The 11,892-nt window shown below is 74.5% G+C and carries 9 protein-coding genes; 5 read left to right on the forward strand and 4 right to left on the reverse strand.

Annotated elements, in window-relative coordinates:
• Positions 1–126: 126 nt before the first annotated feature.
• A complete protein-coding gene (locus tag E8D37_RS01795) occupies positions 127–699 on the forward strand; it encodes an MOSC domain-containing protein (protein WP_136568074.1) in 573 nt (190 codons plus the stop codon).
• Positions 700–703: 4 nt separating this feature from the next.
• Here E8D37_RS01795 and E8D37_RS01800 read toward each other — a convergent pair whose 3' ends face one another.
• From E8D37_RS01800 to E8D37_RS01815, 4 genes are all read right to left on the reverse strand, one after another.
• Entirely contained in the window at positions 704–1,834 is a 1,131-nt protein-coding gene (locus tag E8D37_RS01800; RefSeq protein WP_136568075.1) for an alkaline phosphatase family protein, read from the reverse strand.
• A gap of 16 nt (positions 1,835–1,850) precedes the next feature.
• Complete coding sequence (locus E8D37_RS01805; RefSeq protein ID WP_136568076.1) at positions 1,851–2,438, reverse strand: DUF5998 family protein; 588 nt, start codon at positions 2,436–2,438, stop codon at positions 1,851–1,853.
• 86 nt (positions 2,439–2,524) lie between these two features.
• Positions 2,525–3,163, reverse strand: coding sequence for a sulfotransferase family 2 domain-containing protein (locus E8D37_RS01810; RefSeq protein ID WP_168929575.1), 639 nt, complete (start codon positions 3,161–3,163; stop codon positions 2,525–2,527).
• A 61-nt stretch (positions 3,164–3,224) separates the two neighbouring features.
• Positions 3,225–5,963 carry a bifunctional GNAT family N-acetyltransferase/acetate--CoA ligase family protein gene (locus E8D37_RS01815; RefSeq protein ID WP_240770133.1) on the reverse strand — a complete coding sequence of 913 codons (2,739 nt, stop codon included), beginning with the start codon at positions 5,961–5,963 and terminating at the stop codon, positions 3,225–3,227.
• 123 nt (positions 5,964–6,086) lie between these two features.
• On the opposite strand from E8D37_RS01815, the gene E8D37_RS01820 reads away from it, so the two are divergent.
• The 4 genes from E8D37_RS01820 to E8D37_RS01835 all read left to right on the forward strand — a co-directional run bounded on the left by E8D37_RS01820 (position 6,087) and on the right by E8D37_RS01835 (position 11,864).
• Positions 6,087–8,621: a DNA topoisomerase IV subunit A gene (locus tag E8D37_RS01820; RefSeq protein WP_136568078.1), complete on the forward strand. Its 2,535-nt coding sequence runs from the start codon at positions 6,087–6,089 to the stop codon at positions 8,619–8,621.
• Between the two features lie 76 nt (positions 8,622–8,697).
• Positions 8,698–9,423: an LppX_LprAFG lipoprotein gene (locus tag E8D37_RS01825; RefSeq protein ID WP_136568079.1), complete on the forward strand. Its 726-nt coding sequence runs from the start codon at positions 8,698–8,700 to the stop codon at positions 9,421–9,423.
• An 8-nt stretch (positions 9,424–9,431) separates the two neighbouring features.
• Complete coding sequence (locus E8D37_RS01830) at positions 9,432–11,327, forward strand: MFS transporter (RefSeq protein ID WP_240770134.1); 1,896 nt, start codon at positions 9,432–9,434, stop codon at positions 11,325–11,327.
• A 24-nt stretch (positions 11,328–11,351) separates the two neighbouring features.
• A complete protein-coding gene (locus E8D37_RS01835) occupies positions 11,352–11,864 on the forward strand; it encodes a carbonic anhydrase (RefSeq protein ID WP_136568081.1) in 513 nt (170 codons plus the stop codon).
• Positions 11,865–11,892: the final 28 nt, after the last annotated feature.

Here is an 11,892-nt window from a genome sequence, read left to right on the forward strand (position 1 = left end):
AGGATCGGGGTGGATGGGGTGCAGCAGGTGCACCGCATCCACCCCGATCATGCCCAGGCGGCGAGCGCACCGCGAGATAGCCGATACCCGGGTGCACCGACACGTCCGCGTCCCTAGGCTGCCGCCATGACGCCACAGTCCAGCCCCGGTGACGGCCGGAGCCCCGTCGTCCAGGCCGTGCACCGCTCCCCGGAGCACGCGTTCAGCAAGGAGCCGGCCGCGGCGGTCACGCTCGTGCCCGGGATCGGGGTCGACGGGGACGCCCACGCGGGGAGCACGGTCCAGCACCGCTCCCGGGTCGCGCAGGACCCGACCCAGCCGAACCTGCGACAGGTGCACCTCATCGCCGGCGAGCTGCTCGACGAGCTCGCCGAGGCCGGCTTCGAGGTCGGCCCCGGCCAGCTGGGCGAGAACCTCACGACCCGTGGGATCGACCTGGTCGACCTGCCCGTCGGCACCGTGCTCGGTCTCGGCGACGGCGCGCTGGTGGCCCTCACCGGCCTGCGCAACCCGTGCGTGCAGATCCAGGAGTTCTCCCCCGGCCTGCTCGGCCACCTGGTCCGACGCGGGGAGGACGGCACCGTCGAGCGCCGCGGCGGGGTGATGGGCGTGGTCCTGGCCGGCGGGGAGGTCCGCCCCGGCGACGACATCCGCGTGGCGCTGCCCCCGGAGCCCCACCGCCCGATGGACAGGGTCTGAGCGCTCAGTCCACCAGCAGCGGGACGAGCATCTCCTCGTCGGTGAGCGAGCCGTGCATCCCGACCAGCTGGGCCTCGTAGGCGCCCTCGACCCCGGCGACCACCGAGGCCCGGCCCCTGCAGGCCACCAGCACGTCCCCGACCCGCGGGGCGACCCCCGGCTCGAGCGGGCCGAACCAGCCGTCCGCCACCGCCTCGTCCCGCGTGAGGACGACGGCGTCGGACCCCATCGCCTCGCGCCAGCCCGCCGCGACGTCGGCCACGGCCCCCGCCCGGCAGTACAGCTGGCGGAAGCGCGCCTCACCGCCGAAGAGCGCCACCCCGTCGCGGAGCTCGGTGCGCACGTCCACGTCCACCTGGCTCGCGGGGTCGGCGTCCACCATCCCGTGGTCGGCCAGGACGACGAGGCGGACGTGCGAGGGCAGCTCCTCGCGCAGCTGCTCGGCCTGCGCGTCGATCATCGCCAGCTGAGCCTGCCAGTGGTGGCTGTCGACACCGTGCTTGTGCCCCGTCCAGTCGAGGTCGCTGTCGTACAGGTACGTCAGCGAGGGGCGTCCCGACGCGGCGGCCACGGCGGCGGCGATGCGCTCGCCGGTCCGGTCCGCACCCACGAAGTCGGCGCCCCGGTGGGCGGCCGTGGTGAGCCCGGAGCCCTCGAACTCGCGCTTGTTCACCACGGTGACGTCGCAACCGGTGGCACGCAGCCGGGCGAACGCCGTCGGGTGCGGCTGCCACTCCCGGGGGTCGACGTCCGCGTCCCAGGTCAGGGCGTTGAGCAGCCGGTTCGTGCCGGGCACGCGGGAGGTGTAGCCGACGACCCCGTGCGCGCCCGGCAGCAGCCCCGTGCCGAGGCTGGTGAGGCTGGTGGCCGTCGTGGTGGGCACGCCGGCGGTGAGCGATCCTCCCTGCCGGGTGAGCGAGGCCAGGTACGGCGCGACGTCCGCGTGCTCCTGGAGCAGCCGCAGGCCCAGGCCGTCGACGAGGAAGACCACGAACGCCGGCGCGGCCTCGAGCTCGAGACCGCCGGCGGCCGGGAACCCGTCCAGGGGGGTCCCGAGCGCGCGCGCGACAGCGGGCACCACGTCCGAGAGCGACCGGCTGCCGTAGGCGGGCAGCCTGAAGCGGGCGTCCGTCATGGGCGGCGTGGGCCGGTCAGGAGCCGTGGGTCAGCGAGGAGAGGCTCTCGGCGAACGCCAGCAGCCCCGAGACGGCGTCGACGCCGTCGGCCGCCGCGGAGACCCGCAGCGAGAAGTCGTCGGAGGCGAGGACGCCGGTGTAGCCGTGGTCGGCCTCGCAGCTCGGGTCGTTGCAGCCCGCGGGCTCGAGGTCGACGCGGCTGACGCCGCCCCAGCCGATCGTCACGTTCGCCTCGGCGGGGGTGCTGGGCCCGGAGGAGGGGTTGGTGACCATCCGGGTCACGACGACCGAGGTCACCGAACCGAGCCGGATCGCCTCCGTGGACGTGGACGTGTACGGCTCGGGGAGCAGGTCGTCACCGGCGTGCTCGTCGGTGTGCGCGAGCACCAGCCGGGTCGGGGTGAGCACCAGGACGGAGAGGTGGCGGCGCACCTCGTCGTGCTCGAACGTCGGCTCGTGGTGGACGAAGAAGGAGACGACCTCCTCGCCCGCGAGGGCCGCGTCGACGCCGGAGGCGACGACCTCGGGGTAGTACCCGGTCCGGTCGATGGCCTGGCGGAGGTCGGTCTGCCGGTCGCGGTCGTCGGTCCGGGTGCTGCGCATGGCGTCAGTCTTGCACGCTCGGGCACGGCCGTCGCAGCCAGCGCACACATCCGGGCACGCCGCCGGCGTCCGTCCTGCCGCCGTCCTCAGAACTCGTAGCCGAAGGTGGCCACGTCGCGGGCGAAGACGGCCTCGACCCGCCGGCGCATCGCCTCGGTGTAGGCCGGGCGGTAGGCCTCCGGGTCCTCGGCAGGACGTTCCGGGAGCGGCGTCCACGGCAGGCCGAGCCGGGCGACGGCCGCGCGCAGGTCCGCCTCGAGCGTCTCCTGCCGGCCGATCAGGTCCGCGCGCCGACCACGCGTGGTGAGGTAGCGCAGCTGCGGGGTCTGGAGCCGCTGGTACTCCCCCAGCCCGCGCATCACGAACGACTCGAAGTCGGGGCAGGTCTCCCCCACCTCCACGAGGAACTGCTGGCGGCGCTCCGTCGCCTCGCCCGGGCTCGCCGAGGCATCGGCCCCCGCGTCCGGCCGAGCGGCGGTGCGGACCCGCTCGACGTGCCGGTACCAGGACCAGGCACGGGCCCACGGGTTCCGCACGAGCCCGAACGTCCAGTAGGACGCCAGCCCCGGCTCGGCGCGCAGCAGCTGGCCGAGCGTGGCGTGCCGGTCGACCCCCGGCAGGCTGCGGGCGTCCGGCAGCAGCTCGCCCAGCCGAGCCGCCACGGCGGCGCCGCCCGTCTGCTGCACGTGGACGAAGAGCAGCCCGGCGTGGTCGGAGATGATCACGCCGCGAGCATAGGACCGCCCGCCGGGCATCCCCTGGCCAGGTGCCCGCCAGGTGCCTGGCTCAGGTCGGCAGCGTGTCCCCGGCCTGCTGGCCGAGGCGCCGCACGAACCAGTCCGAGCGCGCGTCCGGCCCCGGCTCCAGGCGGGCCTCGGCGTTGAGGACGCTGGCACCGTCCGGCCCGGCGAGCACCAGGCCGAGCTCGAGGGAGGAGACCTGCGGCAGGTCGTGCTGGAGCTGCGCGACCCGCTGGATCAGCCGCTCGACCTCGCGGATGTCGACGACGTCGGCCCCGCGGTAACCGAACAGCAGCGGCGCCGAGCGCACCTCCCGGACCATCGCCGAGGCGTCCCGGCCGGTCAGCGGCGGGATCCGGTACGCGCGGTCCTCCAGGAGCTCGGTGAGCGGACCGGAGATCCCGAACGAGACGACGGGCCCGAACAGCGGGTCCTCGAGCGACCGGATGGAGACGGGGACGCCGGGCGCAGCGGTCCGCTGCACGACGAACCCGGCCCGCGCGGGGTCCCCGACCACCGAGGTCAGGTTGGCCCACGCGTCCCGCATCATGTGCGCACCGTCGATGTTGCGCCAGACGTGCGCGAGGTCCGGGCGCTCCCGCAGGTGCTCGGCGGTGGCCTTGAGGACGACGTCCCAGCCCATCCGCACGGCGGCCGCGATCGCCTCCCCGACGCTCGCCACGGGCACGGACGGCACCAGCTCGATGTCGTAGGCCCGCAGCAGCGTGGCCACGTCCTCCTGGGAGAGGTCGACCGCGCCGGAGGCCCGCCGCAGCCGGTCCGCCACCAGGGTCCGGGCGCCGATGACGTCGACGCTCTCGTCCTCGGCCGGGTGGCCCTCGGGGGTCCGCAGCCACACGGAGTACTCCACGACCCGGGCCAGCGCCCGCACGGCCGACTCCACCGCCGGGTACGACGGCACCGAGCCGCGGCCGGCGGTCGAGCCCGCGACGTCCGGGACGCGCAGGAGCTCCGGCACGCCCTCCACCCCGAGGAAGCTGGAGACCAGCGGCTTGTCGGACTGCTCGCCGATCGCGGCGAGCACGTTCGCGACCTCGTCGCCGGTGACGTTGAGCGGCGGGATGTAGACGGCGATGACGGAGTCGACGTCCGGGTCGTCGATGGCGGCGTCCAGGGCGTCCTCGAAGTCGGACGCGTCGGCCTCCGCGCCCAGCGGCACCGACTTGTTCACCACGAGCCCGACCGCGGCGGCCGCGTCGGCGGCCAGCAGGCCCAGCGCGTCGGAGTTGCCGACGATCGCGACCCGGCGCCCCCGCGGCAGCGGCTGGTGGGCGACGAGCTGGGCGACGTCGAACATCTCCTCCAGCGTGTCGACCTGGATGATCCCGGCCTGCCGGAACATCGCGTCCACGGCCGCCGGCGGGGCGGCGATCTTGCGCACCGCGTGGCCCATGGGCACGCCCTGCGTGGTGCGCCCGGACCGCACGGCCACGATCGGCTTGCGCTGGGAGACGCGGCGGGCGATCCGGGAGAACTTGCGCGGGTTGCCGATGGACTCCAGGTACATCATCACGACCTCGGTGGCGTCGTCCTCCTCCCAGTACTGGAGGAGGTCGTTGCCGGAGACGTCGGCGCGGTTGCCCGCGGACACGAACGTGGAGAGGCCGAGGCCGCGGTTCTGGACCTTCTCCAGGATCGCGGAGCCCAGCGCGCCGGACTGGCAGAAGAAGCCGGCGCGACCGCGCGGCGGCATCACCTGCGAGAGCGAGGCGTTGATCGAGACGCTCGGGTCGGTGTTGATGATGCCGAGGCAGTTGGGGCCGATGAGCCGCAGCCCGTAGGAGCGGGACAGGCCGACGAGCCGGCGCTGGCGAGCGCGGCCCTCCTCCCCGGTCTCGGCGAAGCCCGAGGAGATCACGACGAGGCCGTGGACGCCCTTGGCCGCGCAGTCCAGGACGACGTCCTGGACCGCGTCGGCCGGCACCGCGACGACGGCCAGGTCCACGTCGTCCGGGATGTCGACGACGTTGGAGTACGCCGGCAGGCCGGAGACCGCGCTGGCGGTGGGGTTCACGGCGTAGACGCGGCCGGAGTAGTCGCCGGTGACGAGGTTGCGCACCAGCGTCTGGCCGATCGTGTCCTGTCGGCGGGAAGCGCCGATGATCGCCACCGAGCGCGGGTGGAAGAACTGCTGGATCGAGGCGGCCTCGGCACGGTGCTCGCGCGCCTGCATGACCCCGATCGCGGTGTCGGTGGCGTCGATGGGGAACTCGAGCTGGATGACGCCGTCCTCGTACTCGCTGACGACCTTGTAGCCGGCGTCGCGGAACGTCTGGATCATCCGGGTGTTGTCGGGGAGCACCTCCGCGACGAACTTGTCGACGCCGCGCTCGCGCCCCGCCTGGGCCAGGTGCTCGAGCAGCACCTGGGCGATCCCGCGGCCCTGGTGCTGGTCCTCCACCAGGAACGCGACCTCGGCCTCGCCGGGGCGGATGACGTCGTAGCGACCCACGGCGATCATCTGCTGGGACAGCATGAGCACGAAGGCCACCCGGTTGCGGTGGTCGACGTGGGTGAAGCGGAAGACGTCCTTGTCGGACAGGCGCGGCATCGGCGAGAAGAACCGGTAGTACTTCGAGCGGTCCGAGACGCGGCCGTAGAACTCCACGAGGAGCTCGGAGTCCTCGGGCGTGATGGGCCGGATGTGGGCCGTGCGGCCGTCGCGCAGGAGGACGTCGGCCGCCCAGTGTCGCGGCGCGGGCGGGATCTCCTCGGGCACAGCGGCCGGGGAGGCAGCGGACGTGGGGGACGCGCCGTCGTTCACGCCCCGCAATCTACCGCTGTGCGGGCCTCGGCCCGGGCTCCGGGAGCCCCGGGGCGTGCCGGGACGCGCCGGACGGGCCCCCGGGTGCGCCGAGTCGGCCACGGCGCGGCGAGAATGACGCCCATGGCAGCACGCAGCACCACCACCCCGCCGCCCGAGGACGACTTCGAGGAGCACATCCTCGACATCGATGTCGGCGACGAGATGCGCAGCTCGTTCCTGGAGTACGCCTACTCGGTCATCTACTCCCGGGCGCTGCCCGACGCCCGCGACGGCCTCAAGCCCGTCCAGCGCCGCATCCTCTACACGATGCACGACAACCGGCTCCTGCCGGACCGCGGCCACGTGAAGTCCGCCCGCGTCGTCGGGGACGTCATGGGCCGGCTGCACCCGCACGGCGACGGCGCCATCTACGACGCGCTGGTGCGGATGGCCCAGCCGTGGGTGATGCGTCTGCCCTACATCGACGGGCACGGCAACTTCGGCTCGCCGGACGACTCCCCCGCCGCCATGCGGTACACCGAGTGCCGGATGGCCTCGCCCGCCCTGGCGATGACCACCTCGATCGACGAGGACACGGTCGACTTCCGGCCGAACTACGACTCCCGCGAGCTCGAGCCGTCCGTGCTCCCCGCGGCGATCCCGAACCTGCTGGTCAACGGCTCGGCCGGCATCGCGGTCGGCATGGCGACGAACTGCGCGCCGCACAACCTGGTCGAGGTCGTCCAGGCCCTGCGGCACCTCATCGCCCAACCCGACGCCGGGCTGGATGACCTCATGCGCTTCGTCCCGGGCCCGGACCTGCCGACCGGCGGCAAGATCGTCGGCCTCGACGGGATCCGTGACGCCTACGAGACCGGCCGAGGCTCCTTCAAGATGCGCGCGACCACGCGCGTGGAGCAGGTCGGCCGCCGCAAGGCCATCGTCATCACCGAGCTGCCGTACGGCGTGGGCACGGAGAAGCTGTTCGAGCGGATCAAGACGCTCGTGCAGACCAAGAAGCTGCAGGGCATCTCCGACCTCAAGGACCTCACGGACCGCACGAACGGCCTACGGCTGGTCATCGAGGTCAAGAACGGCTTCGTGCCGGAGGCGGTCCTCGAGCAGCTCTACCGCCAGACGCCGCTGGAGGACTCCTTCGGCATCAACGCCGTCGCGCTCGTCGACGGCCAGCCGCGCACGCTGGGCCTCAAGGAGATGCTCGAGGTCTTCCTCGAGCACCGCTACGAGGTCGTCCGGCGCCGCTCCAGCTTCCGCCGGGGCAAGAAGGCCGACCGGCTGCACCTCGTCGAGGGCCTGCTCGTCGCCCTCCTCGACATCGACGAGGTCATCGCGGTCATCCGCTCCAGCGACGACACCGGCGCCGCCCGCCAGCGCCTCATGACGGTCTTCGACCTCAGCCAGATCCAGGCCGAGTACATCCTCGAGATGCAGCTGCGCCGGCTCACCCGCTTCTCCCGCCTGGAGCTGGAGAAGGAGTCCGAGGAGCTGCGCCGGGAGATCGAGGAGCTCGACGCCATCCTCGCCGACGTCGCCCTGCTCCGCGGGGTCGTCTCCGACGAGCTCGCCCAGGTCGCCGCCGAGCACGGGACGCCGCGCCGCACCGTCCTGCTGGAGTCCGCGGGCGCCCCGGCCAAGGCCTCGGCCACCCCGCTGGAGGTCGCCGACGACCCGTGCGTGGCCTACCTGTCCTCCGCGGGCCTCGTCGCGCGCAGCACCGCCGGGGACCTGCCCGGACGCGGCGAGGGCCGGGCCGGGCACGACGTGGTCATCTCGGCCGTGCGGACGACCGCCCGCGCCGACGTCGGCGTCGTCACGGACGCCGGCCGGCTGCTGCGCCTGTCGGTGCTGGACCTGCCGACGCTCCCGCCGTCCGCGAACGACCCGAACCTGCAGGGCGGCATGCCGCTGGAGCAGCTGCTCGTGCTCGACAAGGGCGAGCGGGCCCTCGCGCTGGTCGCGATCACCGAGGACGGCCCGGGCCTGGCGCTCGGCACCCGCGGCGGCGTGGTCAAGCGGGTGAAGCCCGAGGTCCTCAACCGCGACGAGTGGGAGGTCGTCACCCTCGACGGCAAGGACCGCGTCGTCGGCGTCGTCCAGCTGACCACCGGCACCGAGGAGCTCTGCTTCGTCACCTCCGACGCCCAGCTCCTGCACTTCTCCGCCGAGTCGGTGCGGCCGCAGGGTCGGGCCGGCGGCGGCATCGCGGGCGTGAAGCTCGCCGCGAAGCAGGAGGTCGTCTCGTTCGGCGCCTTCGACCCGGACGCCGGGGAGGGCGCCGTCGTGGTGACCATCGCCGGCTCCGGGGAGGCGCTCCCGGGCACCGCTCACGGGACGGTGAAGGTCTCGCCGTTCGCGGAGTACCCCGCCAAGGGCCGGGCCACCGGCGGCGTCCGCTGCCACCGCTTCCTCAAGGGCGAGGACCGGCTCCAGCTCGCCTGGGTCGGCCCCGGGCCGGCGCGCGCCGCCGCGGCCAACGGCTCCCCCGTCGACCTGCCCGAGCCGACCGGTCGCCGCGACGGCTCCGGCACCCCGCTGCCGCAGCCGGTCGTCGCGGTGGGCCCGCGGGTCGCCGACGCGCTCGGGCTGCCGGCCGCGGGTGCGGGCCAGGACGACGCAGGCCAGGACGAGGGCACGGCCGGCGCAGACGAGGACTGAGGCGGCGCCCGGGCGCGCTGGCGTGCCGGGCGCCGGGCTGACGCGTCCGACCCGGCCGGTGTGGTGGGATGAGCCCATGGCCCTCCCGCCCACCGGTCGCCGCGCCGTCACCCCGCTCCTCGCGGTGGCCGCGCTCGCCGCGCTGCCCCTCCTCGGCGCCTGCAGCGACGACGCGGCCCCGGCCGAGAGCCCGCAGGACGCCGTCGAGGCGGCCGCGGCCACCCTGGCCGGCACCACCGGCGTCTACGTCGCCATCAGCACCGACGACCCGCCCAGCGGGATCGCGGCCCTCGTGGCCGCCGACGGCTCGCTCACCGCGGCCCCCGCCTTCGACGGCACGATCACGCTGTCCTACGCGGGCCTGGAGCCCCAGGTCCCAGTGGTCGCCGTCGACGGCGACGTGTGGGCGCAGCTCCCGCTGACCACGGGCTGGACCAGCATCGACCCGGCCGACTACGGCGCGCCCGACCCCACCCTGCTGCTCGACGAGGACACGGGCGTGCCGGCCCTGCTGCGCGCCACCACGGACCTCGCCGCCGGCGACGCCGTGCGTGGCGGCGCCGACAACGCCGAGGTTCTCACGCCCTACACGGGCACCGTCCCGGGTGACCTCGTCGCGGCCGTCGTCGGCGAGGCCGGGGCGCCCGACGGGGACGTCTCGGTCACCTACCTCCTCACCTCCGACGACGAGCTGCGCTCGGCCGAGGTGTCGGGCGGTTTCTACGGGTCCTCGAGCGACACGACGTACACCGTCGACCTCACCGACTACGGGGACGCCCCGGACGTCTCCGCACCCCAGTGATGGACCCAGTGAGCGACCCGGCGAGCGACCCGGTGGGTGAGCCGGTGGGCGAGCCGGAGACCGATGCCCCGACCACTCTCGCGGCGGACGCCGACGCCGCGTCGGCCGCGGCCGATCGGCCGGGGCCCCGTCGACGGCGCCCCGGTCGACCCGGCGCGGCCGGCCGCGCGGTCCACCGACCCGTCTCCCGCACGACCCTGGTCCTCGCCACGCTGGCCGTCGGCTTCGCCGCGGCCGACACCTACGTCGTGGTCCTCGCCCTCGTCGACATGATGCAGGGCGTCGGGCTCAGCCCGGACCAGCTCCAGCGGGCCGCACCGATCGTCTCGGGGTTCCTGCTGGGCTACGTGGCGATCCTCCCGCTCATCGGGCGCCTGGCCGACCTCCGCGGTCGTCTCCCGGTCCTCTCGGCCTGCCTGCTGGGCTTCGCCGCCGGCTCGCTGGTCACCGGCCTCGCGCCCGACATGACGACCCTGGTCGCCGGGCGGTTCCTCCAGGGCGTCGGCGCCGGCGGCCTGGTGCCCGTGACGGTGGCGATGGTCGCCGACACGTTCCCCGCGCACCGGCGCGGAGTCCCGCTCGGGCTGGTCTCCGCCGCGCAGGAGACGGGCGCGCTCCTGGGCCCGCTCCTGGGAGCGGCGGTGCTGGCCGTCACCGAGTGGCGGGTCATCTTCGCGCTCAACCTGCTCGTCGGGCTGGGGCTCGCGGTGGGGGTGCGCTGGTCGGCCGGCCCGGTCCGTGACCGGCAGCGCCCCGACCGCCTCTCCGCCGTCCTGCTCGCGCTGCTCGTGGCCGGGGTGGTCCTCCTCTGGTACCCGCCGGGGGCGCTGTACTCCCGCCTCACGATCGGGCTCGCGTGGGTGCCGCTGGTCAGCGGCGGCGGGGACTGGGTGACCCCGCTCGGACTCCTGGTGCTGGCGCTGGCCGCCGGCCTCGTGGTGCGGCTGCGCACCACGGCGGACCCCCTGCTCGACGTCCGCGGCTGGTCGCGCTCGCTGCGCCAGGCGGACGTCTCGGGCGCGCTGCTCCTGGCCATGGCACTGGGCTGCGTCGTCCTCGCCTTCGCCTCCACCGACCCCCGCGTCGCGCTGCTGGCGCCCCGCGGGTGGTGGTTCCTCGGCATCGGCGCGGCGGCGGTCGTCGGGCTGGTCGTGCACCTGCGCCGGGCCGCCACCCCGCTGGTGCCGCGCGGGACGCTGGCCCGGCGGCCCGCCTGGGGGTCGCTCGTGGTCAGCCTGCTGGTCGGCGGGGCCCTCATCGCCGCGCTCGTGGACGTCCCGATCTTCGCCCGGACGACGATCTACCCCGACTCCCAGCTCGGGGCCGCGCTCGTGCTGGTCCGCTTCCTCGTCGCCGTGCCGGTGGGCGCGGTGGCTGGCGGCTGGCTCGTCCACCGGCTCCCCGCCGGGCCGGTCGCGGCCGGCGGGATGGCCCTGGCCTGCCTCGGGTTCGTCTCCATGGCGCGGTGGGACGCCGCGTCCCTGGACTCCTGGACCTCCACCGCCGCCCTGCTCGTGGCGGGGCTGGGCTTCGGCCTGTCGATCACCCCGGTGACCGCCGCGATCCTGGGCGCCACCGACGACCACGTGCACGCCCTGGCCGCCTCCCTCACGGTCGTGGCCCGGAGCATCGGCATGCTCCTCGGCGCCTCCGGGCTCACCTCGCTCGGGCTGTGGCGGTACTACGCCGTGCAGGCGGACCTGCCCGACCCGGCCACCGTCTGCGCGGACGGCTCGGCACGGTGCTCGGCCTGGACCGGCCTCCTCCGCGAGGCCGCGCTCAGCCAGGAGCGGACCGTCTTCGCCGGGGCCGCCGTCCTCGCGCTCCTCGCGGCCCTCGCGGCCCTCGCCCTGCTGGGCCGCACGCGTGCGCAGGCTCACCCGCGGACCCCTCCCGTCGGGTAGGGGCGGACGCACTACGTTGACCCCGTGAGCACTCCCAGCAGCCCCCAGGGCTTCGAGGACCTCCTCGAGGCCAACCGCACCTACGCCTCCACGTTCACCTCCGGCGGCTTCGACGGCATCGCCAAGGCGGGCGTCGCGCTCGTCACCTGCATGGACAGCCGGATCGAGCCCCTGCGGCTCGTCGGGCTCGAGCTGGGCGACGCCAAGATCTTCCGCAACCCGGGTGCCCGCGTCACCGACGCGGCCCTCGAGGCGATCGTCCTGGGCACCCACCTCCTCAACGTCTCGCGTGTCATGGTCATCCCGCACACCCGGTGCGCCATGGCGAGCAGCTCCGAGGAGGCCATCCGCGAGCGCGTCAGCGAGTCGATCGGGTCCGACGCCACGTGGCACCCGTTCCACGTCGTCACCGACCAGCTCGCCCAGCTGCGCCTCGACGTCCACCGCGTGCGCAGCCACCCGCTCATCCCCGAGAGCGTCGAGGTGGGTGGCTTCATCTACAACGTCGACACGGGCCTGCTCGACCAGAAGTTCTGATCCCCGTCGTCCGGGCCCGGGGTGCCGC

The organism is Nocardioides sp. GY 10127 (assembly GCF_004919085.1).
Classification (GTDB): Bacteria; Actinomycetota; Actinomycetes; order Propionibacteriales; family Nocardioidaceae; genus Nocardioides.